This is a genomic window from Actinomadura formosensis (assembly GCF_050948385.1).
GTDB classification, from domain to species: Bacteria; Actinomycetota; Actinomycetes; order Streptosporangiales; family Streptosporangiaceae; genus Spirillospora; species Spirillospora formosensis.
The window spans coordinates 5949178-5975407 of sequence record NZ_CP192011.1 but is presented as its reverse complement, the minus strand read 5'-3'; the positions used below and the strand labels follow the sequence as shown (position 1 = coordinate 5975407).

At 70.4% G+C, this 26230-nt stretch carries 27 protein-coding genes and 1 pseudogene; 16 read left to right on the top strand and 12 right to left on the bottom strand.

Features of this window, described 5'->3' with window-relative positions; genetic code table 11:
• Positions 1-37 precede the first annotated feature (37 nt).
• Entirely contained in the window at positions 38-880 is an 843-nt protein-coding gene (locus ACQP1N_RS28140) for an SAM-dependent methyltransferase (RefSeq protein WP_433227566.1), read from the bottom strand.
• Positions 877-1071, bottom strand: a complete 195-nt coding sequence (locus ACQP1N_RS28135; protein WP_433227565.1) for a hypothetical protein — start codon at positions 1069-1071, stop codon at positions 877-879. The genes ACQP1N_RS28140 and ACQP1N_RS28135 overlap by 4 nt, the downstream gene beginning before the upstream one ends.
• A gap of 442 nt (positions 1072-1513) precedes the next feature.
• Between ACQP1N_RS28135 and ACQP1N_RS28130 the strand changes: the two genes are divergently transcribed.
• Complete coding sequence (locus ACQP1N_RS28130) at positions 1514-2794, top strand: helix-turn-helix domain-containing protein (protein ID WP_433227564.1); 1281 nt, start codon at positions 1514-1516, stop codon at positions 2792-2794.
• Here the strand turns inward: ACQP1N_RS28130 and cutA are convergent.
• The 3 genes from cutA to ACQP1N_RS28115 form a co-directional block, all read right to left on the bottom strand.
• Positions 2766-3101: a divalent-cation tolerance protein CutA gene (cutA, locus tag ACQP1N_RS28125; RefSeq protein ID WP_433227563.1), complete on the bottom strand. Its 336-nt coding sequence runs from the start codon at positions 3099-3101 to the stop codon at positions 2766-2768. The two genes, ACQP1N_RS28130 and cutA, sit on opposite strands and share 29 nt — an antisense overlap.
• Positions 3102-3265: 164 nt before the next feature.
• Positions 3266-5572, bottom strand: coding sequence for a hypothetical protein (locus tag ACQP1N_RS28120; protein ID WP_433227562.1), 2307 nt, complete (start codon positions 5570-5572; stop codon positions 3266-3268).
• Positions 5573-5879: 307 nt separating this feature from the next.
• Positions 5880-7259, bottom strand: coding sequence for an IS701 family transposase (locus ACQP1N_RS28115; RefSeq protein WP_433225973.1), 1380 nt, complete (start codon positions 7257-7259; stop codon positions 5880-5882).
• Positions 7260-7311: 52 nt separating this feature from the next.
• Between ACQP1N_RS28115 and ACQP1N_RS28110 the strand changes: the two genes are divergently transcribed.
• From ACQP1N_RS28110 to ACQP1N_RS28100, 3 genes are all read left to right on the top strand, one after another.
• Positions 7312-7923: an RNA polymerase sigma factor gene (locus ACQP1N_RS28110; RefSeq protein ID WP_433227561.1), complete on the top strand. Its 612-nt coding sequence runs from the start codon at positions 7312-7314 to the stop codon at positions 7921-7923.
• 2 nt (positions 7924-7925) lie between these two features.
• Positions 7926-8936 carry an LCP family protein gene (locus ACQP1N_RS28105; protein WP_433227560.1) on the top strand — a complete coding sequence of 337 codons (1011 nt, stop codon included), beginning with the start codon at positions 7926-7928 and terminating at the stop codon, positions 8934-8936.
• A gap of 115 nt (positions 8937-9051) precedes the next feature.
• On the top strand, positions 9052-9471 hold the full coding sequence (locus ACQP1N_RS28100) for a CBS domain-containing protein (protein ID WP_067799145.1): 420 nt from the start codon (positions 9052-9054) through the stop codon (positions 9469-9471).
• A 74-nt stretch (positions 9472-9545) separates the two neighbouring features.
• On the opposite strand, the gene ACQP1N_RS28095 is transcribed toward ACQP1N_RS28100, so the two are convergent.
• Positions 9546-10709 carry an aminotransferase class V-fold PLP-dependent enzyme gene (locus ACQP1N_RS28095; protein ID WP_433227559.1) on the bottom strand — a complete coding sequence of 388 codons (1164 nt, stop codon included), beginning with the start codon at positions 10707-10709 and terminating at the stop codon, positions 9546-9548.
• A 117-nt stretch (positions 10710-10826) separates the two neighbouring features.
• On the opposite strand from ACQP1N_RS28095, the pseudogene ACQP1N_RS28090 reads away from it, so the two are divergent.
• Together ACQP1N_RS28090 and ACQP1N_RS28085 are read left to right on the top strand one after the other, a co-directional pair.
• Positions 10827-12708, top strand: a pseudogene (locus ACQP1N_RS28090) (ABC transporter ATP-binding protein).
• Positions 12709-12759: 51 nt separating this feature from the next.
• The gene (locus ACQP1N_RS28085) at positions 12760-13680 is read left to right on the top strand and encodes an NADP-dependent oxidoreductase (protein WP_433227558.1); all 921 of its coding nucleotides are present in this window, start codon (positions 12760-12762) and stop codon (positions 13678-13680) included.
• A 103-nt stretch (positions 13681-13783) separates the two neighbouring features.
• On the opposite strand, the gene ACQP1N_RS28080 is transcribed toward ACQP1N_RS28085, so the two are convergent.
• On the bottom strand, positions 13784-14992 hold the full coding sequence (locus ACQP1N_RS28080; RefSeq protein ID WP_433227557.1) for a helix-turn-helix domain-containing protein: 1209 nt from the start codon (positions 14990-14992) through the stop codon (positions 13784-13786).
• Entirely contained in the window at positions 14968-15387 is a 420-nt protein-coding gene (locus ACQP1N_RS28075) for an NUDIX hydrolase (protein WP_433227556.1), read from the bottom strand. The genes ACQP1N_RS28080 and ACQP1N_RS28075 overlap by 25 nt, the downstream gene beginning before the upstream one ends.
• Before the next feature lie 212 nt (positions 15388-15599).
• On the opposite strand from ACQP1N_RS28075, the gene ACQP1N_RS28070 reads away from it, so the two are divergent.
• The 5 genes from ACQP1N_RS28070 (at position 15600) to ACQP1N_RS28050 (ending at position 19804) form a co-directional block, all read left to right on the top strand.
• Complete coding sequence (locus ACQP1N_RS28070) at positions 15600-16466, top strand: TauD/TfdA family dioxygenase (protein ID WP_433227555.1); 867 nt, start codon at positions 15600-15602, stop codon at positions 16464-16466.
• 112 nt (positions 16467-16578) lie between these two features.
• A complete protein-coding gene (locus ACQP1N_RS28065) occupies positions 16579-17550 on the top strand; it encodes a radical SAM protein (protein WP_433227554.1) in 972 nt (323 codons plus the stop codon).
• A gap of 26 nt (positions 17551-17576) precedes the next feature.
• Positions 17577-18653 carry a hypothetical protein gene (locus ACQP1N_RS28060; protein ID WP_433227553.1) on the top strand — a complete coding sequence of 359 codons (1077 nt, stop codon included), beginning with the start codon at positions 17577-17579 and terminating at the stop codon, positions 18651-18653.
• Positions 18650-19552 carry a hypothetical protein gene (locus tag ACQP1N_RS28055; RefSeq protein ID WP_433227552.1) on the top strand — a complete coding sequence of 301 codons (903 nt, stop codon included), beginning with the start codon at positions 18650-18652 and terminating at the stop codon, positions 19550-19552. Before ACQP1N_RS28060 ends, ACQP1N_RS28055 begins: the two co-directional genes overlap by 4 nt.
• Before the next feature lie 6 nt (positions 19553-19558).
• Complete coding sequence (locus ACQP1N_RS28050; RefSeq protein WP_433227551.1) at positions 19559-19804, top strand: hypothetical protein; 246 nt, start codon at positions 19559-19561, stop codon at positions 19802-19804.
• A gap of 24 nt (positions 19805-19828) precedes the next feature.
• Here ACQP1N_RS28050 and ACQP1N_RS28045 read toward each other — a convergent pair whose 3' ends face one another.
• From ACQP1N_RS28045 to ACQP1N_RS28030, 4 genes are all read right to left on the bottom strand, one after another.
• Complete coding sequence (locus ACQP1N_RS28045; protein WP_433227550.1) at positions 19829-20005, bottom strand: DUF397 domain-containing protein; 177 nt, start codon at positions 20003-20005, stop codon at positions 19829-19831.
• A 25-nt stretch (positions 20006-20030) separates the two neighbouring features.
• Positions 20031-20207, bottom strand: a complete 177-nt coding sequence (locus tag ACQP1N_RS28040; RefSeq protein ID WP_433227549.1) for a DUF397 domain-containing protein — start codon at positions 20205-20207, stop codon at positions 20031-20033.
• Between the two features lie 76 nt (positions 20208-20283).
• Positions 20284-20460, bottom strand: a complete 177-nt coding sequence (locus ACQP1N_RS28035; RefSeq protein ID WP_433227548.1) for a DUF397 domain-containing protein — start codon at positions 20458-20460, stop codon at positions 20284-20286.
• The gene (locus tag ACQP1N_RS28030) at positions 20451-21230 is read right to left on the bottom strand and encodes a helix-turn-helix domain-containing protein (protein ID WP_433227547.1); all 780 of its coding nucleotides are present in this window, start codon (positions 21228-21230) and stop codon (positions 20451-20453) included. Before ACQP1N_RS28030 ends, ACQP1N_RS28035 begins: the two co-directional genes overlap by 10 nt.
• 136 nt (positions 21231-21366) lie before the next feature.
• Between ACQP1N_RS28030 and ACQP1N_RS28025 the strand changes: the two genes are divergently transcribed.
• The 5 genes from ACQP1N_RS28025 to ACQP1N_RS28005 all read left to right on the top strand — a co-directional run bounded on the left by ACQP1N_RS28025 (position 21367) and on the right by ACQP1N_RS28005 (position 26229).
• On the top strand, positions 21367-21756 hold the full coding sequence (locus ACQP1N_RS28025; protein ID WP_433227546.1) for an ATP-binding protein: 390 nt from the start codon (positions 21367-21369) through the stop codon (positions 21754-21756).
• 38 nt (positions 21757-21794) lie between these two features.
• Positions 21795-22253, top strand: coding sequence for an SRPBCC domain-containing protein (locus ACQP1N_RS28020; RefSeq protein ID WP_433227545.1), 459 nt, complete (start codon positions 21795-21797; stop codon positions 22251-22253).
• A gap of 147 nt (positions 22254-22400) precedes the next feature.
• A complete protein-coding gene (locus ACQP1N_RS28015; RefSeq protein WP_433227544.1) occupies positions 22401-23204 on the top strand; it encodes an SRPBCC family protein in 804 nt (267 codons plus the stop codon).
• Positions 23205-23235: 31 nt separating this feature from the next.
• The gene (locus ACQP1N_RS28010) at positions 23236-24291 is read left to right on the top strand and encodes an SRPBCC family protein (protein ID WP_433227543.1); all 1056 of its coding nucleotides are present in this window, start codon (positions 23236-23238) and stop codon (positions 24289-24291) included.
• Between the two features lie 246 nt (positions 24292-24537).
• Positions 24538-26229: a bis-aminopropyl spermidine synthase family protein gene (locus ACQP1N_RS28005; protein ID WP_433227542.1), complete on the top strand. Its 1692-nt coding sequence runs from the start codon at positions 24538-24540 to the stop codon at positions 26227-26229.
• Position 26230: the final 1 nt, after the last annotated feature.

Genomic DNA, 26230 nt, shown 5'->3' with positions numbered 1-26230 from the left:
GAAGTGCCAATGCGCGGCCAATGCGTTCCTCCGCTGATCAGTTGCAGGCCGGGGCGGTTTTGCGGGCGACGCCGCAGTACTGGAGCACCGGCCGCGGATCGGGCCAGGGGCTGGGGTCGGGCCGCCACAGGGAGCAGGACACGACGCCCGGGTCCAGCAGTTCCAGGCCGGTGAAGAACGCCGCGATCTGGGCGGGGGTCCGGGCCACGACCGGGGTGCCGCCCATGTCCATCACCAGCCGCATCGCCTCGTGCAGCGTTTCGCCGTGGAGTTCGGCGGTGGGGTGGGCGATGACGACATGGCTGCCCGGCGCCAGCGGCGCGGCGAGCTGCTCGACGGCCGCGTGCGCTTCGCCGTCATCGACCAGATGGTTGAGGATGCCCAGCAGCATCAACGCCACAGGCCGGTCGAAGTCGAGTGTCCGTGCCGCCTGCGACAGGACGAGGCCGGTGTCGCGGGCGTCGGCGGCGATGTAGTCGCAAGCCCCTTCGGGGGTGCTGGTCAGCAGCGCGCGGGCATGGGACAGGACGAGCGGGTCGTTGTCGACGTAGACGATCCGGGCGTCGGGCGCGATCCGCTGGGCGACCTCGTGGGTGTTGTCGACCGTGGGCAGCCCGGTGCCGACGTCGAGGAACTGGCGGATCCCGGCCTCGCCGGCCAGGTAGCGGACCGCGCGGCCCAGAAACGCCCGGTCATGGCGGGCGGCGTCCACGATCCCGGGGAGGATCTCGGCGACCCGGTCACCGGCCTGCCGGTCGATGGCGTAGTTGTCCTTACCGCCCAGCCAGTAGGCCCAGATCCGAGCGGATTGGGGCACCGTGGTGTCGATCTGGGCGGTGAGGTGGGGGCCGGTCTCCTGACGTTCGGCGCGGTCCTTCACTCCATCACCTTGTCGATCTTGACGGCGAGTTCCTCGGGCGTGCGGGCGTCGACCATGTTGGGGCGGTTGAACTCCTCGGGCGGCACCGGGAATCTCTGCGCCCACCAGCCGCCCTGCCTGGTGCGGATGATGTTCCACTCGGGGTACCTGGCCTTCAGGTCGTCCAGGGACGGGGAAGCGTTTTCGGGCATGACGACGGGTCCTTCGTCGGTGATCAGAGGGCAGTCGTCGGCGCACTGGGGTCGGTGACGCTGCCAGTGGTTCCGCCGGTACGGCCTGGTAGGGGTGCGGACGTGCACGCAGGCGGGGCGTTAACGAGCCTGCGTGCACGTCCGCGGCGGGGACGCGGGCCATCCGGCCAGGGGTAGCCCGCATCCCCTGAGCGACGGCCTTCCAGAGTGAGGCGCTGGGGACCGGCGCCGTTCAGGGGGAGCGCTCGTAGGGGAGGGGAACGGCGAGGGGCGCGCTCATAATGGCCCCCCGCTGGGGCTTGCGGTCCTGCATGACTCCCTCCCCGTAGTGGTGGCGAATCGGTCACAGTAAGCGAACATCACGCAGAGTCGTCGTGGCAGAGGCACAATGGGGGGCATCTGCGTGCCCCCCAGGGGGCACGGCGACACATGAGGTGCACATATGACGCCTGCAGAGAAATTCCGCATCGGTACGCGGTTGAAAGCCGAGCGAACCGCGCGTGGCTGGAAGCAACGCGAGTTCGCCGAGATGATCGCCGAGGCCATGGGCGAGCAGCTCACGACGGATATCGTTACGCTCACCGACTACGTCAAGCGGTGGGAACGTGGCCGCACGGGGTTCAGCCCCCGCTATCGGCAGGCCCTGGCTGATGTCCTCGGCATCCCCCAGCGTCAGCTTTTTGACCCCGGCGATGGGGAGGATGACCCAGTGGAACGTAGGCAATTCTTGGGCGTCACGACGGCAGCCGTTGGGCTAACGGTCAGTCCCTGGACCCCAGTCGGCCACCCTGAAGCTCAACAACGGCGGCGCATCGGCGCTGATGTTGTCGCACAGCTGAAACGGCGAACCGTTCGGCTCCGGCGCCTGGACGATGTCCTGGGCGGCGCGGACACCTACCGGCTCTACGCATCAGAACTCAGCGCCACCCGGAATCTGACGGCGGCAGCGACCTACTCCGAGACGACAGGTCGGGCACTGCTGGCCGTCGTGGCCGAACAGGCCCAGCAGGCGGGATGGGCGGCGCTCGATGCGGGGCAGATGACCGCGGCCCGAGCCCTGTACCGCGAAAGCATGACCGCCGCCGCAGAGGCGGGAAACAGCTCCCTGTTAGGAAACGCGCTGGCGCTGATGTCCTACCAGCGTGTCACGGCTGGGCAACGCGGCACCGACGAGGCCGATGCCGCCTGCCGGGTGGTAGGCCCAGAAACACCCTCGGCGGTACGCGCCCTCCTGCACGAACGAGCGGCCTGGGCGCACGCGATGGCTGGACAGTCCCACACACGTCAGGTTGAAGAGTCGCTCGGCGCTGCCACCAAGGCACTCGCCGGCAACGTCGGCGAAGAAGGTCACGACCCTGATTGGGCGCGGTGGGTCGATGACGTCGAACTCCAGATCATGACCGGACGATGCTGGACGATCCTGCGGCGGCCTGATCGAGCGGTTCCGGCATTGAAGTGGGCGCTAGAGCGGTTCGACGACACATACGCCAGAGACAAGAGCTTGTACCTGTCGTGGTTGGCGGAAGCGCACATTGAGGAACTGGACTTCGATGCAGCTGCTCAGGCTCTGTCGCGGTCGATCGACCTGGGTGTCGACATCGCATCCGCCCGGCCTAGGAAGCGGGTCCAGGTGGTGGTGGCGCGGCTGCGTCCGCACGCGTCCGCAGCCGCCGTCCGGGACGTGATGGAGCAGGCTAGGACGATGTGGCCGCCTCACGTTTGAGCCAGTCCAGGTACTCCGGCGACCCGCCGCCGATGGTCACATACATGACCTCGGGGTTGTCCCATGGATGATTCGCCAGGAGGTGGGCCTCAAGTTCGGGGTACCGGTCGCGGGTGGTTCGGAGGGTGACTTGCCATTCCTCGCTTGTCCCGAGTTCCCCCAGGTGCCAGAAGACATTCCCGGCCTGGATTACCTGACCCGACGCGGCGAGGTGCTGGACTACCGCTGATTTGAGTAGTTGCATCCCCGCTTCACGGTCAGGGGCGGCGGTGAAGACCAGTAGGGCCTGCGGCTGAGGTTCGTTCATGCGGCGCACTCTATCGGCGAGGTCTACGCTGGTATCGGCGTTCATTGCACCGGACGCCCCGGGCGTCCCACCGGCTTTTCGCCGGCGGGGCGCTCGCGTTTCCTGGCCTCGGGCGGGTCAGGCGGCGGGGGTTTGGCGTGGTTTCACTGCTCGTGGTCAACGCACTAGGCGAGCCTGATCAGCCGCTTGAGATAGGACGGTTCGTCCAGCGGCCGGCCGAGTTCGAGCGGGATGGTCGCCGCACCGGCACGCACGGCGCCGACCCGCTCACCGCCGTCCCCCCGGTGCGGCGGACGGCCCGTGGCGCCGACCGGCACGGTCAGCCCGGACCAGCCGACCACCGTCACCGGCGCCGCGGCCCGCAGCGGTGTCGTCCCGCCGAGCCCGTCGTCGACCCGCCCGACGGCGGCTCCCTTCGGCGCCAGCGTCACCGCGGTCAGCGCCCCCGCGGCCGCGGTGACGAGCCGCCCCGCCGCGTCGACGGCGCCCGCCGCGCTCGGCGAGCGCTGCCCCATCACCGCGCCCACGATGAGCGTCCGCGCACCGCCGACGCTCCTGCGGGCCGCGAACACGAAGTTGCCGCCCGCCGCGTCCGTGTACCCGGTCTTGCCGCCGACGATGCCGTACTGCCCGAGGAGGAAGTTGCCGCCCGCCCGCGGGGCGCCGCCGTTGTCCGGCACATACGCCCGGTTGTTCACGATCTCCGTGAACGCCGGGATGGCCATCGCCGCCCGCAGCAGCTTGACCTGGTCCTGGGCCGTGCTCACGGTGCCCGAGTCGTAGCCGCTGGGATCGGTGTAGCGCGTGCTGGTCATCCCCAGCTCCGCCGCCGCCGCGTTCATCTTCGCCACGAACGCCTGCTCGTTCCCCGAGTCCCACCGCGCCAGCTCGTGCGCGACGTCGTTCGCCGAGATGACCAGCAGCGCCTCCAGCGCCTTGCGCTGCGTCAGCTGCTGGTTCGCGGTGACGCCGAGCAGCGACTCGCCCCGCTTCTTGCGCATCGGGATCTGCGCCGCCGCCTGCGGCGACACCGTCAGCACCGGCCCCGCCGCACCCGGCCGCAGCGGATGGGCGCGCAGATACACGTACGCCGTCATCACCTTCGCGACGCTCGCGGTGGGGATCGGCGCCGACCCGCCCGCCGCGCCCATCGTCCCGAGCCCCTCCACGTACACGACGGACTGCCCCGCCGTCGGCCACGGCAGCGCGGGCGCCTGCCCGGGGAACGCGTGACTGGACGCGAGCGCCAGCCTGATCGTCGGCTGCGGCACGGGCCGGACGAGCTGCCCCGTGACGACCCCGGCCACCAGCACCAGCACGGCCACGAGCACGACGAGCCAGCGCCGCCCCCGCTTGGCACTCTCCTGGGGCGCCGCCTGTGCGGGCTGGACGGGTTGCTGTGGGTGCTGTGGGTGTGCCGGTTGCATGGCGCCGTCCCACGGCATGCCCCACTGCTCGGATGGCCGAGCCCCCGGCTGTTCCCCGGGCCCCTGCGGCAGCGGCACCGGCAACCGCTCGACCCGCGTGGGCCCGGCCCGATCGTCCAGCCGCGCAGGCGCGACGTCCTGCGGCGGAGCCCCTTGCCAGGCCCCGTACTGCGGCGCTCCGGCATCGCTGACCGAACGATTCGCCGCAGGACCACCGTGCGGCGGTGCGCCGTGCGGTGGGGCGACCTGCGGCTGGGCGGCGTGTGGTGGGGTGACGTGCCAAGGGCCGCCGTGGGGCGGGCGCCGTCCCGGTCCGTCATGTGTCTGCGGGTGGTCCGTGCGCGTCTCGGAGACGCCGTCGCGGTCCTGCTCCTGAGCGCCCGCCGGTGGGACTCCACCCTGCGGCCGTTCTTCTCGCGCGGTTCCCCGCGCGTGCGCGGCGCGTTCCGGCTCGCCTCGCGGAGACGCGGGCTGTGCGGAGTCCGTGCGCGTGTCCGAGGTGCCGGCCTGCGGCCGTTCGTCTCGTGCGCTCGGGTCCTCGGCCGGGGGCTCCCGCCGGTGGCGGCCCTGCGTGGGCGCGGGCTGCGGCGGCTCGGCGGGCGTGTCCGAGATGTCCTCGTCAGGACGGTCCTGCCGGGCCTCGGGCCGCGCCGCGGCTGCTTCTTCGTCTTCCGGGTCGTCGTCTTCGGGGGCGGTGTCCGCCGTGGCCTCGTCCTGCGCGGGCTCGTCCTGTGCGGCCTCCTCCTCCGCGGGCTCGTCCTGCGGGGGTGGGGCGGGTTCGTCGTCCGGGGCAAGGGAGTCGTCGGGATCCTCCTCCGCGGGGGCCTGCGGAGCGCCGGCCCGCCCGTCCTGCGAGGGGAACTCCACGTACCACGTCCCCGACGCGGTGGTCGGCCGCTCCGCCGCCGGCTTGGGGCGGCGGACCGCGATGTCCGGCCTGGTCAGGTTGACCTTGGGGACCCGGAACTCGGCGGTGGCGGTGCGGGAGGAGTCATGTTCGTCCTCGATGCCGGGCGTGTCCGGTTCCCGCTCGTCGTCGTCCACGTCCCCGACCCTCTCGACTTGAGCCCGACAGGCAGGCGCGGAGCGGTCTCCCCCGACAACCCCGTGCATAGTGAAGGATGCGCAGTTTATCGGGAAGGTTCGCGCCGATCGGCAAGCGCGATCCCCGTGTTCCCTGGCGGGCGTGAACCCGGAGGGGACGTTGCGGAGATACATCGCTGACAACGTCCCCGCACGGGAAGGCCCGGTGCGCATGCCATGGTGGTCGCGATGACCGTACCTCCGACGGCTCAGGACAGTGATGCCGCTCTCATACGGCAGCTGTAATTTCGGCTCTGACCTGCTGTGATCATGGGGTGGTTTCGGCGTAGGTGTGCCAGGCGTGGTGGCAGGCTCGGGCTCGTTGCTGGTGGCGTCGGCGCCATAGTGACCATGCGTGTCGGTGCTGGGGGTCGGTGCGGGGCGGGGGTACGACGGTCCCCCGGATGAGCCGTAGCAGTTCGGGGACGGTGATGGGGATCAATTCGGGGTCGCCGGGGTGGCGTTCGGTGGCGGTGGTGACGGCGAGGTAGGTGTAGGCGAGCAGGGCCAGGCAGGTCCAGCGGTGCCAGGAGACCCAGCGGGTGGTCTGGCCTTTGTCCAGGCCGCAGGCCTGTTTGGCGAGCTGGTGGTCTTCTTCGATCTTCCAGCGGACGGTGGCGATGGCCACCAGCCGGGCCAGCGGCACCGGGGTCGGGCTGTAGCAGCGGTAGTAGGACAGTTTGCGGGTGTAGCGGTGCCGGCGCACCAGCAGGACCGTGCATCCGGCCTGGTCACCGGCCTGGTGGCTGTCGGGGGTGTCGTCGGGTGTGATGGCGAGCATGGCCCAGTCGTAGGAGCGGACGCCTTTGGTCCCGGTGCCGGTGCGCATGCGCTGCCACCCGCCGTCACTGATCAGCCGGACGGCCCTGCGGGCGGTGGTGGTGTGCGGGCCGAGGGCCACGGTGTGGTCGTGCTTGACGGCCATCACATAGCCCATGCCCAGGCTCCGGACGCAGGTGCGCAGGTCTCGGCCGCCGTAGACCTCGTCCCCGGCCACGAACCCGGCGCCTATCCCGCGGCCGCGGGCGCGGGCGAGCATCGCGGCGGCCAACTGCGGTTTGGTGGCGAACTCGACCTGTTCGGGGACACCGGCCAGCTCGCGGCGTTCCTCATCGGCCGCCCAGTCTCTGGGCAGGTACAGGCGGCGGTCGATGATGGTGTGGCCATGGCCGGTGGCGTAGGTGAGATTCACCGTCACCTGGCACAACGCGACCCCGCCCAGGCTCCCCGAATACTGGCGCGCCGCCCCGACACAATCGGTGGAGGATTTGGCGTCGCCGGTCTCGTCCACGATGAACACCGCGTCCTGGTCACCGTCGGCGCCACCGTCGCCGCCGGTCAAGTGTTCAACGGCCCAGGCCGCGACCTCGTCCAGGACCTGCCGCTCGTCCCATTTCGCCCTCGACAGCAGGTGCTGCAGCCGGTGCGGGCCTGTGTGCCCGAGCGCCTCGCCCAAGGTCCAGCAGTTGTGGTCCTCCAGCTCCATCAGCAGGCCCAGCACGAACTCCCGGGCCAGCCGTCGCGGCTCACACCTGCGGAAACACCCCGCGATCCGGGTCATCACCGCGTCCAGAAACCGGGCCCGCCGCTGCTGTTCGGCATGCGCTATCGTGCCCCCGACGGTCGTCGGGGTTTTGGTTTTCGTCACACAAAGCAAAGATCACGGCGGCCGTCCCGCATGTCCGGGACTCCACCCGATCGTGATCATCTCAAGCTGCCCCGCTGACCAGCAGCGACATCCCCAAATTCACGATCTACAGCTGCCGTATCTCATCGAGGGTTCGCTCATCGATCCTGAGTCGTTCGCCGCGCTGTTCGACCGTTACTCCGCGATGCTGTACCGCTATGTTTCGCGCAGGCTGGGGCCGGAGGCCGCAGAGGACGTCGTAGGGGAGTCGTTCCTCGTCGCGTTCAGCAAGCGGCACCGCTACGACCTGGCGCAGTGGGACGCGCGCCCGTGGCTGTTCGGCATCGCGACCAAGCTGGTCGCGCGGCATCACCGGACGGAGGCCGCGCGCTACCGGGCGCTGCGCCGCAGCCCCGCGGACGGCCCGGTGGAGGGGCCCGCCGACCGGGTGGCGGCGGGTGTGACCGCGTCGGCGTCGCGTCCGCGGCTGGCGGAGGCGCTGGCCGTCCTGCCGAGAAGGGACCTGGACGTCCTGCTGCTGGTGGCGTGGGGCGATCTGGCGTACGAGGAGGTGGCGCGGGCGCTCGGCATTCCGGTCGGCACGGTCCGCTCCCGTCTCAACCGGGCCCGGCGCAAGGTGCGCGCGGCGCTGGGCGACATCGACCCGACGCGTGAGGAGGCGTGAGCATGGACGACCTGGACCTGATCCGTGACCTCGGCCGGGACCTGGAGCACGAGCCGCCGGCCTCGTTCGCCCGGCAGCGCAGCCGGTTGCTGGACGCCGCCCGGCGGCGGCGCCGCGGCCCGGGACGCTGGGCGCTCCTCGGCGTGGTCGCGGCCGTCACGGCGGCGGCGATTCTCGTCCCGGTGACGATCCTCCAGGGGCGGCACGCGAGGCCGGTCGCGACGAATTCGGCCGAGCCGGTGGCAGGACGGGCGATGAACGTGCTGGTCATCGGGGTGGACAGGCGGGTGGCCGCCCGCCCGCCGCGTTCGGACACGCTGATGCTGGTGCACGTTCCGGCCGACCGCAGGGACCTGCGCGCGGTGAGCGTCCCCCGTGACTCGCTCGTCCGGATCCCCGCGTGCACGACCGGGGGTGGAAAGACGGTCCCGGCCCAGCTGGGAATGATCAACGCGGCGTTCTCGCTGGGCGGCGCTGACTGCACGGTGAGAACGCTGGAGTCGCTGACCGGCGTCCGGATCGACCAGACCGTGATGATCGACTTCGACGGCTTCCGGAAGGCGGTGGACGCGCTCGGCGGGGTCCGGATGACGCTGCGCCACCCGGTCGTCGACCCTGCGGCCGGGTTGAGACTGCCCCAGGGCGAGCAGCGGCTGAACGGGGCGCAGGCGCTCGCCTATGTCCGGGCCCGGCGCGCTCTCGGGGACGGCTCGGACCTGGGGCGGATCAAGCGGCAGCAGCAGTTCATGGCGGCGCTCGTGCGGGAGGCCAAGGAGCAGATGGGCGGGAACCCCGTTCGGTTCGCCAAGTTCCTCATGGTCGTGACCGGTTCGTTCGAGACGGCGCCGAGGCTGGACGCGGGCAGGCTGCAGGCGCTCGCCCGCGCATTCGGGAAGGGGGGTTCGGTGGAGTTCAGCACGGTTCCGGTCCATCCGGCGCGCAGCGACCCGAACCGCCTGGAGTGGGATCGGGCCGGCGCGGCACGGTTGTTCGCCACGTTCAAGACGTCATGAGTGAGCCAAGGCGCCCTCCATGGTCAAGACGCCATGAGTGACCCCGTTTCCGTCGGGTAGGGGCGAGTCATCCCCGGGCCCGCAGAAACGATCCACGAGGCTCAAGGAGTGTGCGATGGCCACGAAGGTCCGCGAAGTCATGACCGGCTCCCCGACATCGGTGTCCCCGGAACTGGACATCGTGACGGTGGCGCGGGCGATGCGCGACGAGGACATCGGTGCCGTGCTGGTGGCGGAGGGCGACGACCTGCAGGGGGTCGTCACGGACCGCGACCTGGTGATCCGCGGGCTCGCGGCCGGCGGCGACCCGGCCCAGGCGAGGATCGGCGGCATCGCCAGCAGGGTCACCGCGACCGTCGGACCGGATGACACGCTGGACAAGGCCGCGCAGATCATGCGGGAGCGGGCGGTGCGCAGGCTCCCGGTCATGGAGGACGGCCGCCTGGTGGGCATCGTGTCCATCGGTGACCTGGCGATGGAGGAGGGCTCGACGTCGGCGCTCGCCGACATCAGCGCGGCGCGTCCCACCACCTGACGTCGGCCGGCACCCGACCGGTGGGCGCGTCCGGAGGCCGCCGTCGGTGCCCCATCTCCCGGTCCCGGGCGCGCTCACTTCCGGGGCAGGGCGGAGAGCAGCCGGTCGAGTTCCTCTTCGGTGTTGTAGTAGTGCACGGAGGCCCGCACGGCCGTGGGAAGGACGTGCGGGTCATATCCGTGTGAGAGCGGATACGTGACGTTGATGTTGACGGCGCGTTCCCTTGCGGCGTCCTTGATGGCGGCGGGGTCGTGGCCGTCCACGGTGAACGTGACCAGCCCGGACGGCCGCGCGCCCTTGTCGAGGACGGTCACCCCACGACGCGCGGACAGTTCCTCACGCAGCTTGGCCGCGAGCCCGGTCACACGGGTCTCGATGTCGGTCATCCCTAGGTCGGCTGCATAGTCGGCGGCCACGCCCAAGCCGATCTGACCGGCGGCATACCGTTCCCATGTCTCGAAGCGTTGGGCGTCGTCGCGCAGGTCGAAGCCGTCCGGTGCCTTCCAGGTGGCGGCCTGCAGATCGATGAACGGCGGCACGAGCGTCCGGACGATTCCCCGGCGCACGTACAGGAACCCGGTTCCGCGCGGTCCGCGCAGGTACTTGCGGCCGGTCGCCGACAGCATGTCGCAGCCGATCTCGCTGACGTCGATGGCGAGCTGGCCGACCGACTGGCACGCGTCCAGGAGATAGAGGACGCCGTGCTCACGGCACAGTTTCCCGACCTCCGCCGCCGGGTTGACGAGCCCGTTGTGCGTGGGGATGTGGTTGAGCGCCACCAGGCGGACATTGCCTTTGACGAGTTCGGCCTCCAGCGCCTCCAGCGAGAGCGTGCCGTCGGCCTGGTCCGGGACGACGTCCACCTTCGCGCCCTTGGCCGCCGCCACCTGCTGGTAGGCGATCGCGTTGCTGGAGTACTCGCTCGTGGTCGTCAGGATGCGGTCGCCCTCGGCGAAGGGGATCGAGTAGAACGCCATGTCCCATGCCCGGGTGGCGTTCTCCACGTAGGCGATTTCGTCTGCGCGCGCGCCGATGAGCCTAGCCACGGCGTCGTAGAAGTGCTGGAGTGCCGCCGCGTTCTGTTCGGCCGCCTCGTAGCCGCCGATCGTCGACTCCAGCGCGAAGTGGGCGGACACGGCCTCGATGACCGGACGGGGCGGCAGCGCCGCGCCCGCGTTGTTGAAGTGCGCCACCTTCGCGCAGCCGGGGGTGTCGGTCCGGATCTTCTCGATGTCCACGGTCGCCCTCCGGAAATGTCGTACCCCCGCGCGATGCTGGGCGCGGCGACGGCTTGACCTCAACCTTCCTTGAGGTCACATGCTTGCCGTTCCAGGCTAACGATCACAGGGGGCTCCATGGACATGGAAGTCACGGCGTGGATGTCGCTGCACCACGCCATGAACGCGCAGGACGGCAGGCCCTTCTCCAAGGCGACCCTGCACCGGATCAGAGGCTTCGCCCGCCCGCACGCCCGCCCGCTGGCCGCGTTCCTCTTCCTCAGCGTGGTGATGGCGGTCATCGCGGTCGCGACGCCCGTCCTCGCCGGATGGGTCGTCAACGCGATCGTCGACCACGCCGCCACGTCCACCGTCGTCCGGCTGTCCGTGCTCATCGCCGTGCTCGCGCTCGCCGAGGGCGGGCTCGGGCTCGCCAACCGGTGGCTGTCCGCCCGCATCGGCGAGGGGCTGATCCTCGACCTGCGCACCGCCGTTTTCGACCACGTCCAGCGGATGCCCGTCGCGTTCTTCACCCGGACCCGCACCGGCGCCCTGGTCAGCCGGCTCAACAACGACGTGATCGGCGCCCAGCGCGCCTTCAGCGACACCCTCTCCGGTGTGATCAGCAACCTGGTCACGGTGCTGCTCACCTTCGCGGTGATGGTCCGGATCTCCTGGCAGATCACCTTGCTCGCCCTGGTCCTGCTGCCCGTCTTCGTCCTGCCGGCCCGCCGCATGGGCACCCGCCTCGCCCGCCTGGAACGCGAGGCCGCCGCGCACGACGCCGCGATGAGCACGCAGATGACCGAGCGGTTCTCCGCCCCCGGCGCGACGCTGGTCAAGCTGTTCGGGCGCCCGTCCCGCGAGTCCGCCGAGTTCGCCGCGCGGGCCCGCCGCGTCCGCGACATCGGCGTCCGCACCGCGATGGTGCAGCACGTCTTCATCACCGCGCTGACCATGGTGTCCGCCCTGGCGCTCGCCCTCGTCTACGGGCTCGGCGGCTACCTGTCGCTGCGCGGCCACCTCGACGCCGGCGCCGTCGTCGCCCTCGCCCTCCTGCTCACCCGCCTCTACGCGCCGCTGACCGCGCTCGCCAGCGCCCGCGTCGAGGTGATGAGCGCCCTCGTCAGCTTCGAGCGCGTCTTCGAGATCCTCGACCTGGAACCGCTGGTCGCCGAGCGTCCCGAGGCCCGTGCCGTCCCGGACGGGCCGGTCGCGGTCGAGTTCGAGGGCGTCCGCTTCGCCTACCCCGTCCGCCGACAAGGTCTCCCTCGCCTCCCTCGAAGAGGTCGCCACCCTCGACACCCGCGGCGGCGTCGACGTCCTGCACGACATCTCGTTCCGCGCCGAACCCGGGCAGATGATCGCGCTGGTCGGCTCGTCCGGCGCGGGCAAGTCGACGATCGCCCAGCTCCTCCCGCGCCTCTACGACGTCGGGTCCGGCGCCGTCCGGCTCGGCGGCGTGGACGTCCGCGACCTGTCCTTCCAGACCATCCGCGAGACGCTCGGCATGGTCACGCAGGACGGCCACCTGTTCCACGAGTCGATCCGCGAGAACCTCCTGCTGGCCCGCCCCGAGGCCACCGACGACGAACTGTGGGACGTCCTGCGCCGCGCCCGCCTCGACGCCCTCATCGAGGGCCTGCCGGACGGCCTCGACACCATCGTGGGCGAACGCGGCTACCGGCTGTCCGGCGGTGAGCGCCAGCGCCTTACCATCGCCCGCCTCCTGCTGGCCCGCCAGCGCGTCGTCATCCTGGACGAGGCCACCGCCCACCTCGACTCCACCTCGGAGGCCGCCGTCCAGGAAGCCCTCGCCGAAGCCCTCGACGGCCGCACCGCCATCGTCATAGCCCACCGCCTGAGCACCGTCCGGGCCGCCGACCAGATCCTCGTCATCGAAGAGGGCCGCATCGCCGAACAGGGAACCCACGAGGTCCTCCTGGCCGCGGGCGGCCGATACGCGACCCTCTACAACACCCAGTTCGCCGACGAGCCGCCCCTGGAACCGGTCGGCTGACCGGCGCGGCCGGGCGGGTTTAGCGGGCGGGCGCGGTGGCAGGGTGGGGGAATGCGCGCCGTCACCTATGACTCGTATACCTCCGACAACTCGCGGCTGACGGTCGGGGACGTCCCCGACCCGAAGATCGGCCCAGGCCAGGTGCTGATCGAGGTCCGCGCCGCGGGGGTCAACCCGGTCGACTGGAAGGTCATGGCCGGCGGCCTGGACGCGATGATGGACGCGGTCTTCCCCGTCATCCCCGGCTGGGACGTCGCCGGGGTCGTCCGGGCGGTGGGTCCCGACACACCGGAGTACGCCCCCGGCGACGAGGTCATGTCCTACGCCCGCAAGGACGTCGTCGGCGCCGGGACGTTCGCGCAGTACGTCACGGTCTCGGCGGACCACGTGGCGCCCAAGCCCGCCGCGCTCGACTGGAACCAGGCCGGCGGGCTGCCGCTGGCCGGGCTGACCGCGCAGCGCGCCCTGGACCGGCTGGATCTCGCCAAGGACGACGTCCTGCTCGTCCACGCGGCGGCGGGCGGGGTGGGGAGCCTCGCGGTGCAGATCGGCCGCGACCGCGGCGCCCGCGTCATCGGCACCGCGTCCGAGAGGAACCATGACTACCTGCGGGAACTCGGCGCCGAGCCGGTCGCCTACGGGGACGGGCTGGTGGAGCGCGTCCGGGACCTGGTGTCCGGCGGGGTGACGGCGGTCGCCGACTTCGTCGGCGGCCAGCTGGACACGACGCTCGCCGTCCTGGCCCCCGGCGGGCGGCACGTGTCCGCCGCCGACAACACCGTGGAGGAGCACGGCGGCCACTGGATCTGGGTCCGCCCGGACGGCGCGAAGCTCGCCGAGCTGGCCCGGCTCGCCGACCGGGGCGCGCTCACGGTCGAGGTCGCCGGCACGTTCCCGCTGGAGGAGACGGGCGCCGCCTTCGACGCCAGCCGCAGCGGCCACACCCGCGGCAAGCTCATCATCATCCCCTGACCCGCCGGACCGCCATGCGCATGCTCGTTCCGGCCGAGACACCGGCCCTGCGGCTTCCTACCCGGCTCGGGCCGATGCCCCTGACACACGGCTGGCAAGCCGCTTAGGCAGCTAGTTCCTGACGAAGTTGGGCGAGGGCTCGCTCGGCATTGGCGTGGATTTCCGGGAGAGCCTGGTCGGCGGTGCGCATGATCCGCTGAAGCTGGTGGGGGAGCCGTTGGCTGACTGCCTCACAGACGGCTAGGTCCAGGCATTCACGGGCGCCGTGGCGGTCGCCCGCTCGTAGTCGCACGCCAGCCACAGTTATCTGTCCGATGACCTGCCATTGTGGCGCCACTACGGTAGTTGCGGCCGGCGGGTCGTCGGCGAGGCGGGAGGCGCGGTCGATACGGCCGGTCGCTACCAGGCCCCGCAGCTGGATCTCATGGAGCGCGTAGGGGTTGAACAGGGACGTACGGTCCACCTGGTCTAGCAATTCGGTGGCCTCCCGCATCACCGAGTCGAACAGTTCGGCGTTGCCGAGGGTTCCTGCGGCGCGGGCGAGCAATGGGAGAGCGGCGGCCCGGGCGGCCAGGGTGGGGGCTAACGCGACCGCGTGCTGGAGTCGGTGGACGGCGGCGCCATGGAGTCCGGCTTTGCGCAGTTCGTTGCCGTGCAGGCGTAGGACGTCGGAGGAGAACGCCGAGTCCTGGAAGTACAACGCGATGTGCAGGCTCTTGGCGGTCCAGTGCGCTGCGGTGCTGAGCCGTTCCTCGGGCAGCACGTTGCCCAGCGCGACACCCAGTCCGGCGCGGGCGCGGGCGAGGAGACGCAGCACGTCCCGTTCGGTGTGTCCGGCCTCGACGCGAGATTCCAGTCTGGCGACCAGCGGCCACAATTCAGCGACTGCTTCGCAGGCGTGACCGGTTTGGCGGGCGAGTTCGCCGAGGCGGACGGTGGATTCACCGAATTGGAGCATCGCCCGATGGTCGGTGTCGGCAGGGTCGGTGATGCCCAGCACATGCGGGGGCAGACGGAGGGCGTCTGCGATCCGGCGTCGCGAGCCCACGTCGTCCAGTGTCCGCTTGCCGAGCTCCAATGCCGACACATAGGTCTTGTCGTAGCCAAGGATCTGACCGAGCGCGGTCTGGTTGAGGCCGTGCACGTCCCGGTGAAACCGAAGGATCGTTCCCAGGTCACCCGTGGCGAGGATCTTTTGGGCTTGGGGAGTGGCCCACCACCAGGTCGCATATCGGGCCGATGGGCCTGCTCGGCGGCCGAGGCTTGATGGGTGCGGTGTCGCACCGCTCATGGTGATCTCCGACGCAGCCATGCCGCGATCGATCGCTTGTAGCCGTCGGGCATGAGCAGTTCGGGGATCTGATCGGCGGTGAACAGGCCGATCTGTCGATGCTCGTCACTCACCACAGGTTCGGCGTCGGGGGTCAGGACGGTGCAGCCGTAGGTCACGATCAGGACGCGCCGCTCGGGCCGTGTCCGCGGTAGCGGCTGATAGATCCACACGTCCAAGAGCGGTCCGGCGGCGGCGCTCCAACCGGTCTCTTCCTTGATCTCGCGTTCCACGGTCGCCTCGGGGCTGATATCACCGGGTTCCAGGCGCCCGCCGGGCAACTCCCATTCATCACGCTCGTTCTTCAACAGCACGACGTAGCCGTGGGCGACCGCGACACCTTTGACGGACACAGGCCAGGTCGGAGGCGTGCTCACCAGGGATCCTCGCAGTCGGCGTGTCGGGCGCGCACCGGGGCGCTGGTGCCCTTGGGCGCGCGAAAGGGCGGTTGTGATGATGCGGAACGTAGCACGACTCCTCGGCCCCGGCCGCGATCCGGTAGAGATGCCCGAATCGACAATCTGTCGCTTTACCCCCGCCCACAGCCCAAGAACAGTTGAGTCAAGCTGTCAATCGAAGGAGCCAGGAGATGGGCCCTGCTCTCCCGGATGGGAATGGCCTGCTCGCGCCCCACCGCGTCGGCCCCGGCACACCGGGGGTCATCCAGGAGCGGCTGCACCGCACTGGGCTGATCGTCTTGGAAGGGCTGTCCTCCCGGGCCGCCGTCGTGGACCTGGCGTCGGGCATCATGACCATCATCGCGCACCGCGACAGCGATCTGGACGGGCTGACCACGCTCCACAACACCGGATATCGCGGGGCGCGCCCGGGGTTCGGCGGATTCACCGGCGATGAGCTAGCCCCACACACCGAGCGTTCCGGGATTCCGGCGCCGCCCCGCCTGATGCTGCTGGTGTGCGGCCACGTGGCCGACCAGGGCGGGGACTGCCTGCTGACCGACGGCCGCGCGGTTCACGACGAGCTGTGGGCCCATCATCCCGAGGCTGCCCGCGCCTTCTCCCAGCCGCGTACTGCGTTCTTTGGCGCGGGCGACGGGGCGGGCGGCGGCCACGCCACCCAGGTCTTCACCAAGCATCCGGGTGGCCGCTGGTCAGTGCGGTTGCGGACCGACGAGCTGGCGCGATGGAGCCCCCTGACGCAGCCCTACTTGCCGACGCTGCGCACCGCGGTGGCCGCTCACCAGGTTTCCCTCCGCCTGACATCTGGCCAGGGCTACCTGCTGGACAACACGCGATGGCTGCATGCCCGCGCCGCGTTCACCGGCTCGCGTCTGTGCTGGCGCGCCCTCGGCGAGCCAAGGTTCTCCCTCCCTCCAGGATTCGCCGGCGCGGACCCACCCCGCGCCGGTGCCGGCCACACCTCCGGCTGGTCCCCGCTCGCGCTCACACCGATCTTCAGCGACCTTGCTCGCAGCTGGCCAACCCCGTACCCATGACGTTTTCGCCTGGGCCAGGACCCGCTCTGGCCCGATCGCCGCCCACCGCGATCACCAGCCTGCTGCACACAGAGCCCTTGCATAGCCCATCCCGCAGGAGGAGAGGTTCATCATGTCCCTGCTCGGAATGCCTCCGATCCCGGCCCGCCGCCCGCAGGACACCGGACCAGTCCAGTTCACCGACGGCCACCACTTCGCCCTCGGCCCCGACGCTGACGCCGTCCGTGTCGCCGGTGAGCTCACCACGCCCCTGTCGGTGATCGTGCAGATCACCAAGCGCTGCGACTTCGACTGCAGCTTCTGCAGCGAGACCCTCCAGGTGCCCGACCCGTCCCTGCGGGACCTGGAGACGGCCGCGGCGAACTTGGCCGGGGTGCGGCGGGTGTTCCTGTCCGGCGGTGAGCCTCTGCTGCGCCGCGATCTGCTCGACATCGTCGGTGTGTTCGGCGACTTCATCATCGGGCTGCCCACCAACGCCACCCGCGGCATGCACATGGCGCCCGAGCTGGCCGGGAAGATCACCTTCGCCAACATCGGGTTCGACGGCCCCCGCGGGATCTTCCAACGCGTCCGCGGCGACTACGACAAGGTCCTGGCCGGCGTGGAGGGCTTCCGCCAAGCCGGGATCCCCGTCTCCTTCTCGGCCGTCGTGCTGCGCTCCACCCTGCACGGCCTGCCCTACCTCACACAGATCGCCGACGTCCTGGGCGCGGGCAAGGTCAAGCTGATCCTTCCACTGCGCAAGGGCAACGCCCTAGACCTGGACGAGTCGGAATTCATCACTGTCGCCGAGGCCCGCGAGCATTTCGAGCGGCTGGTGGAGTTGCGGACCGTGCACCAGTGGACACCGGCCATCCGGATGACGCCCTGGACACCCGAGACCGAAGGCCACATGATCGTCGTCGAACCCAACGGGCACACCCATGCCTGGCCCGTCTACGACCGGCCCGACCTGTGGCTGCCGCTCGGCAACATCTTCCAGGAGCCGATCACCGCCATCTGGGACCGCTACCCCTACAAGGCCAACCACGCCGCCAAGTACCTGGGCACCAGCATCCTGACCCGCGAGCGGGCCACCCGATGACCGCGCCTAAGCCCTCCACCGTTCCGGTGAACACCCCCGATGGCGTCCCCGTCCGCGCCTCCCTCCGTGCCCGCGCCCGGCAGGCGCAGACGTATACCAACCTGGCCTGGCCAGAAGACCCCTACGGCACCGGCCAGCTGTGGCGAGCCGAACCGCACCTGCTGGCGGGCCTGGCGACCTGCTGCGCCGGCGTGCGCCGCGGGGACGGCCAGCAGCCCGTTCCCGTGGCGCACGCCGTGGTGTACCTGCCTCTGCACCGCACCCGCCCGATCGACGCCGACGGCGGCGTGGAGTTCGGGTTCCGTGCGGTGGCCGCACCCGAACCGGCCGGGCTGCCCGAACTGCTGCGCCTGGCGGACCTGGACGTGCTGCGGGCCCGGCGGCTGGCCAAGGTCGTCACCGGGTACGCCCTGGCCGACGACCTACGCGCCCTGGTCACCGCAGTCAATGCCGCCACGGGAGCTCCTCGGGACGCGCACACGGACGGATACCGGGCTGATCCCCGGGCGGCCGATCCGCTCGGCCGCGGGCTCATCGCGATGGCCGAGGAATGGCCGCGCCGCTACGCCACCCCGCGCGGCACAGCGCTGCGACTCGACATCGCCCACGACATCGCCTGCGAACCCGGCATTACCGGCCACAAGGCCGATACCGGCCGCCGGGCCGGCGGCGCGACGCTGCCGCAACTGGCCGCCGACGCCCAACTCAACATCGACGGTGTACGGCACGGGCTGATACCGCAGCAGGTGATCGACCAGGCCGCTGGGCTCATCGACCGGGCAGCCGACCCCACCCAGACCGGCGGCTCGCCCCCTGCCGCGCCACCGGGAGAACCGCCCCGGCACCAAGCGGCAGAATGGCTGGCCGTCTGCGCCACCGAGCGGGCACTGCTGCACGCCCTGATCGCGGCACGGCACCTGCACCGCTACACCTGGGCCATGCCGCTGGACGTCGGCGCCGCCGTCGCGAGCTGCGTTTCCGGCTGCTTCCCAACCCAGCAGCCCGGTACGGTCGGGCCTGGTCCAGCAGAGCCAGCCCACCAACCGCCAGATGCGCCCCGCCGCCGGCGGGCGTACGACACCGCCCAAGGATCTCCAGGGTGATCATCCACACCACGATCGGCGAGCCGAACACCACCGATGCCACCCCGGCTCAGACGGCTCGACCGAGTGCGGTCACACCCTCCCCTGCTGCCCTGTCCGGCACGTCCGCCGACGGCGCCGCCAGCCACCCCACGGCGACCGAGGATCTCACCGCCGCAGCGGCAGTCCCGCAGCGGCGGCCGGGGCATCTGCTGATCGCCTCCTTGGACGTCGAATGGACCAAGAACTACAAGATTAAGAACGGGAACGTGCCTTTCTGCTGGTCGATCACCTGGCTGCAAACCTCGACCGAACCCGGCACACCGCCGCAGTCGTTCGCCTGCACCAGCGCCTATGTCTCCGCAGCCGGGCAGACCCAGGACCTCATCGACTCCGCCGACCTGGCCGTCGGCGCCATGCTCGCCCACGCCGACGTGATCATCGGCCACCAGGTATCCAGCGACCTGGCCGTCCTGCGCAACGCCAGCGCCCGCCCGCTGGAATGCGTCCAAGCCCTGCGGGACCGCTGGCACGCCCGCAAGGCCACGCCAGTCCCCCCACCGGGCACCGGCCCCCGGGTGATCGATTCGCGCTACGACGTCGACACCGTGGTCACCGGCACCAGCCGCCGTCTGGTCGACGTCTGCACCGAACTGGCCTTGAACGTCACCCAGCCCGAACTGGCCCGCCACTCCATGACCGCGTTGCACCGTATCTGGCTCAACGAGCACGACCCCGAGGCCCGTGAACGCATCAGTGTCCTCAACCTGCGCCACGGGCTGTCGGCCGCCTACGCCGCCGCACACGCCGGCGGATACCTGCGCCTGGATCAACCGCTCAACGTCAACCGAGTCCTGCACGACCAGCTCGCGGGCCGGTTCGAGTGGCTGGCCACCCCCACATTCCAGCAACTGTTGTGAGGCCACGTGCCCATCCGCAACTGCGCCGTCATCGCCGTCGAAGGCCCCCACGCCTCCGGCAAGACCACCCTCGTGCATGCCCTGACCAGCCACTACCGCGAACAGGGCATCCACGTCACCGCCACCGGAGAAGCCGCCCGCCACAGCCCCTTCATGCATCATCCCCTGACCCGCCGGACCGCCATGCGCATGCTCGTTCCGGCCGAGACACCGGCCCTGCGGATTCCTCCCGGCTCGGGCCGATGTCCCTGACACACGGCTGGCAAGGGCTGGGGATCAGTGCTTGAGGTTGTTGAGGATGGTTTGGAAGGTGTCTGGGGTGAGGAGGAGTTTGGGGCCGTCGGGGTCTTTGGAGTCGCGGATGGCCACGGCTTCGGAGAACCGTGCGACCTCCACGCACGCGTCACCCTGGTCGCCGCTTCGCCGCGCCTTACGCCACTTGGTCAGGCCCACCGAACAAACTGCCTTTGGTTTGGGTTCAGCGTTTGAGATTTTTGAGGAGTGTGTGGAATGCGGGGGGGGTGAGGGTGAGGTGGCCGGCATCAGGGGCTTTGCTGTCGCGAACGCCGATTCCGTTGGGAAGGGGGGCAAGTTCCACACAGGCGTCCCCCTGGCCGCCGCTTCGCCGAGCCTTTCGCCATGTGGGTGTGCGCATGTTTGTAAGCCCCTCTGCATGGTCGGGCTGGGATGAGGCACCTGGCCCCGATGAGGGCCAGACGCTCTGGCGTGGTTTAGTGCTTGAGGTTGTTGAGGATGGTTTGGAAGGTGTCTGGGGTGAGGAGGAGTCTGGGGCCGTTGGGGTCTTTGGAGTCGCGGATGGCCACGGCTTCGGGGAACAGTGCGACCTCTACGCACGCGCCGCCCTGGCCGTCGCTCTGCCGTGCCTTGCGCCACTTGGTCAGGTCCACCGAACAACCGCCTTCCGTAGGAACTCGCGGGAGTCGTCCACGCTCAGGGCGCGAGCCTGTAGCGCCGAGAATGCGCCGACTATGTGCAAGATATCCTCTCGATCGTTCGATGTAATGCCGCCTCTGGCGGCTGGCATGTGAAGGAGTTCCTCCCCGTTCGGCTGGGTTGCGAGATTGAACGGTCCCTCAAGTCCCCGGTAGTAGCCGGTGGGAGCGATCTGGAGGGTGACGTTGCTCCACTCGGAGACGGTCAGCAGGTGTTCGCACTGCTCCCGCATCACTTCTGTGCTGCCCATGCACGTCCATAGGACGTTTTCGAGCAGGACGATGCTGAGCATCGGTGGATTCTTGTGCCGCAGCACTTCCTGGCGACGGAGTCGCCCTTCGATGGCGGTGTCATCGAGTAGCAGAGCACGGATGTACGCCTCGGTCTGGAAGAGGCCGTAGACGAACATGGTCTCGAACGCGCGCAGTAAGGACGCGGTGTCCTCGGCCAGCGGGTAGTCGGCGAACCACGGCGGGTACCGGCTGGACTTGAGGAGGTCGTCCCAGGCGTCCGCCATTTCGGTCCCGCCGCCGAGGGCCTTGTCGAGTTCGGTGGCGAACTCCCTCGTGCAGCGGGTGGTTCCGGTCTCCACCTGGCCGATGTAACTGCGGGTGACCGGTATCCGGTTTGCCAGTTCGAGTCGGGAAAGTCCGGCATCTTCGCGAAGGCCGGTCAGCGCGATGCCGAAGGCAATGGTCTGGCGCGTGGGCTTCCGTGACGGCATGGGAGCGTCCACCTTTCGGAGATGGCTGCAAGCAGGCGCAAGCGGCGGCACTGCATTGCCACGCTTTGCTGTTGATATTACGCCATGTGGTCAACCCTTTGCGTTAAGTCACGACAAGACGTGGAGGTGATCGCTCGTGGCGGAGCCGGCGACGATGGTGATCAAGCCGGACGTGGGGGCCGTCCGGGAGGTTCGGGAGTTCGTCGGGCTGGTCTTCGGGGCGTGGGGGCTGGAGGACCATGTGGCCCGGATGGTCGTCAGCGAACTGGCGACGAACGCGATCGTGCACGGGTCCCGGGACGGGGACCTGGTGGTCGTGCGGGCCTATCGGAGGGAGGACGGGTTTCCCGTGGTGGAAGCCTGGGACCGGTCCGATGTCAGGCCGGTGGTGCGGCCCGTCGATTACGCCGCCGAGTGCGGGCGGGGGCTTCTGCTCATGGAGGCGCTCGTCCGGCGGTGGGGGACCAGGCCGCTGAGCGAGGGAGGCAAGGTCGTGTGGGCCGAGATCGAGCCGGTGCCCGCGTGAACGTGGGGTGTTTCTCTGGCGCGGCGTAAGGTGGGCGGGTGTATTCGACCCGGGTTTCTCGGCATGTGCGGGCCCGGCCTTCGGTCGTCTACCGGGCGCTTCTCGACGCGGACGCGCTCGCGAAGTGGCGGGTGCCGGACGGCATGAGCAGCCGGGTGCACGAGTTCGATCCCCGGGAAGGCGGCTCGTTCCGGATCTCGCTCACCTATGACGCGCCGACCGGGACCGGGAAGTCGGCGGCGCACACCGACACCTACCACGGCCGCTTCGTGAAGCTCGTGCCGGACGCGCAGGTGGTCGAGGTCTTCGAGTTCGAGACCGCGGAGCCCGGCCTGCGGGGCGAGATGACGATGACCACCACCCTCACCGAGGCGGACGGCGGTACCGACGTCCTCATCGTGCACGAGGGCATCCCCGACAGCGTGCCCGCCGCCGACAACGAGACCGGAACGCGGATGGCGCTGGAGAACCTCGCCAAGCTCGTCGAGACGGCCTAACCGGCGTTCTCGCAGCCCATGATCAGGGCGCGTTCTGACGCGGTTAGCCGTGCCCACCTGCTTTGTCATTGTGCCGTGTCCTGTTTTGCCGCCTCTTGACCGGGTAACCCGGCGCAGTACCCGAGTGGACGACGAGGTGGACAGGACATGAAAACGCGGACCGGCGCGGCCCTCGGCACGGCGGCCGGCGCGGGCGGGGCCGTGGCGGCCCTGTCGGCCCGGCGCCTCGGCCGCCGCGTCCTGCGCGGGCTCGTCACCCGGTTCGAGCGGCGGCTGGAGCGCGAGACCCGGAGTCTCGTCGCGAAGGCCGAGCAGGCGGGACCGCTCGGCCAGGCCGCGGTGGCCGGCGTCAAGGCGCTGCGGGAGGGCAAGTCCCCGTTCCGCGCGCTGCTGAGCTTCGGGTGGACGGCGCTGAAGGAGACCCTCGCCGGCATCTTCGGACGGGGACGGAGGGGAAAGCCGACCAACATCGTCGAGCAGATCGACGTGGGTGCGCCGCGCCGTCTCGTCTACGACCAGTGGACGCGGTTCCAGGACTACCCGTCCTTCATGAAGAAGGTCGTCAGCGTCGACCAGGCGTCCGACGAGAAGCTGAACTGGAAGGCGAAGATCTTCTGGTCCAGCCGGACGTGGGAGTCGACCATCACCGAGCAGGTCCCCGACGACCACATCGTGTGGCGCTCGAAAGGGCCGAAGGGCCACGTGGACGGGGCCGTCAGCTTCCATGAGCTGGCCCCGAACCTGACCCGCGTCCTGCTCGTCCTGGAGTACCACCCCGCCGGCCTCTTCGAGCGGACCGGGAACCTCTGGCGCGCGCAGGGCCGCCGGGCCCGCCTCGAACTCAAGCACTTCCGCCGTCACGTGATGACGCGGTCGCTCATCGCCCCCGGCGAGGTCGAGGGCTGGCGCGGCGAGATCCGCGGCGGCGAGGTCGTCGCAACCCCCGAGTAGAACGCCCCAACCCCTAGTGAGGTAGAAGCACATGGCACGCGGAACCCTGATGGGCAGGACGCCCATCGGACAGATCACGAAGCATCTCCCCGGCGGGCGCCGTCAGCGCATGCCCGACCTGGGGCGCATCTCCAAGAATCTCCCCAAGAGCCTGCCGGGCGGGCGGGCCGTCGGCACCGCGGGCGGCGTCCTGCTCGGCGCGGGCGCGGCCGTCGCGGCGAGCCGGGTCCTCACCGGACGCGGCGGCGAGCAGGACGCGTCCGAGACGGACGAGCAGACCAAGAAGGCCCCCGAGAAGACCGAGGCCAAGAAGAACGAGAAGGCCGAGGGCGAGAACGCGAAGAGCAACGGCCAGGGCGGCGTGCTCGGCCGGTTCAAGGACACCGTCGGCGGCGCCCTGCCCGGCGGCAAGGAGGGCAGGGACAAGAAGGGCGGCCAGGGCGGCGGCAAGAAGGTGAAGGTCACCAACATCGTAGAGCACATCGACATCGGTGCGCCGCGCCGTCTCGTCTACGACCAGTGGACGCGGTTCCAGGACTACCCGTCCTTCATGAAGAAGGTCGTCAGCGTCGACCAGGCCGACGAGACCAAGCTGAACTGGAAGGCGAAGATCTTCTGGTCCGCCCGGACGTGGGAGTCGACGATCATCGAGCAGGTCCCCGACGACCACATCGTGTGGCGCTCGAAGGGGCCGAAGGGGCACGTGGACGGGACGGTCAGCTTCCACGAGCTGGCCCCGAACCTGACCCGCGTCCTGGTCGTCCTCGAATACCACCCCCAGGGCTTCTTCGAGCGGACCGGGAACCTCTGGCGCGCGCAGGGCCGCCGGGCCCGCCTCGAACTCAAGCACTTCCGCCGCTACGTGATGACGCAGTCGCTCACCCGCGCGGACGAGATCGAGGGCTGGCGCGGCGAGATCCGCGACAGCGAGGTCGTCCGGACGCACGAGGAGGCCGTGGAGGACGAGGGGAAGAACGGCCGGCCGCAGAACTCCAAGTCGTCGTCCGGCACCTCCAAGAACTCCAGGAGTGGCAAGACGACCTCCAAGAACGCCAAGGAGCGCGAGGAGGAGTACGAGGAGGTCTGACCCGCGTGAGCGGAGCCTGAGCCGGGCGAAGACGCCGGTCGACCGTCCGCGCCGAGGCCCCCGGACCCGCGCGGCGGCCCCCTCCGGGACCCCGCTCGCCGCCCGTCCCCGCACCCACCCCGGGGGACGGGCGGCGTTCCGGGAGAAAGCTCCGGCGGGATGAGCCCGCGCGAGTACCACAACGCCTCCGGGCGGGGCTCATAGGATCGGTGGGCAACCCGTCCCGCCGAGCGAAGTAGACCACACATGACGAATGGCGAGCGGCCCCGGCCGGAGAATCCGCTGGAGGCCCTCCGGGAATTGCGGGACGACTTCGGGATCGATGCCGTGCGCGTCGACCAGATCGGCCGGCTGCTGGCGGCCGGGGAATTCCGCTCGATCGAGGAGGTCGTCTCCCGGACCGGGACATCGCGGCGTACGGTCGAGGCGGTCTTCCGGGCATTGGAGCCGGATCTCGAATCGTCCGGAGACGGAAGACGCATCGCCGGACGCCACGCCGGGAAGTACGGCGGCGTTTTCGGTGCGGGGGAGCCGTTCGGTGCCCGGGACCCGTGGGCCGGACTCGCCGGTGACCCGGACGTCATCGCCGAGATGGCCCGGCTGATCGACGCGGCGCCGGCGCCGGTGCAGGCGCTCGACCACGTGCCCGCCACCGCCGAGACCGTCGTCAAACGGGCCCGGCTCATGCTCGGCGGCTTCGACCTGACCGGCGCGCACGTCCTCTTCGCCGGCGACCACGACCTGACCTCGCTCGGCCTGTTCCTCGCCGGGGGCGCGCCCGGCCTGCGGGCGAGCGTGGTGGACATCGACGAGCGGCTGCTCGCGTTCATCGACACCGAGGCCGGGCGCCGGGGCTGGGACGTGCGCTGCCACTTCGCCGACCTGCGGCTGGGGCTGCCCGCCGTGCTGCGGGAGTCGTGCGGTCTGGTGTTCACCGACCCGCCGTACACCCCGGAAGGCGTTCGGCTCTTCGTCGCCCGCGGCCTCCAGGGCATGGGGGATCATCGCAACGGCCGGGTTCTGCTGGCCTACGGGTTCGGCGAGCGGCAGCCGGCGCTCGGGCTCGCCGTCCAGCAGGCGCTCGGCCCGCTCCACCTCGTCTACGAGGCGGTTCTGCCGGCGTTCAACCGGTATGTGGGCGCGCAGGCCATCGGCAGCGCCGCCGCGCTGTACGTGCTGCGCCCCACCCGGCGGACGGCCGGTGCGGTCCGGGCCGTCGATTCCCGGGCCGCCCTGTACACGCACGGGTCCCAGGCGGTGGAGGCGACCGGCGGCCTGGAACGCGAGGCCGCCGCACGGATTCTCGAACTCGGCGGCGGCGACCCGGGGGAGGGGACCCTGCTCGTCGGCGACGGCTGGCCCGCGGACGCCCCCGGCCACCGCCTCTCACTGCCCGCCTTCCTGGGCTCGCCCCTGCCCCGGAACCTGCAGGATCACGGGACGACGCTGGTCAACCTGTATCCGGGATTCGGCGCGTCGGCCGTCCGGGCGCTGCTGGCCGCGAACTCGCGCCGGGCCGGGCTCGTCTGCCGCAGCGACCTTCCCCTCCTCAAGGACGCCGCGGGCCAGCGGGAGTTCGCCCGGCTCATCGGACCCGGGTACCGGATCGTCCGGCTGCTGCGCAGCACACCCGGACCCGACCAGGCCCTCGTCCTCGCGGAAAAGGCGCGGCCGGACGGGTGGACGGGCACCGAGCGCGTCCTCGGGTACATGTACGCGCGCGCTCACGGAAAGCTCGGCAATTCCTGGCGGGAAGGGCTCATCAAACTCCAGAAGGAGGCCGGGCGTACGCTCACCAAAAGCGAAAGCCGGGCCGTGATCGAGGCGTCCGTGAGCCGTCCGGAACTGCTGGGACGATCGCTGATGGAACTGCCGCTGCATCTCTTCGCCGTCCTCGCGGAGGATGTCGGACGTTCGGTGGCGGCCCTTCCCGGCTGAG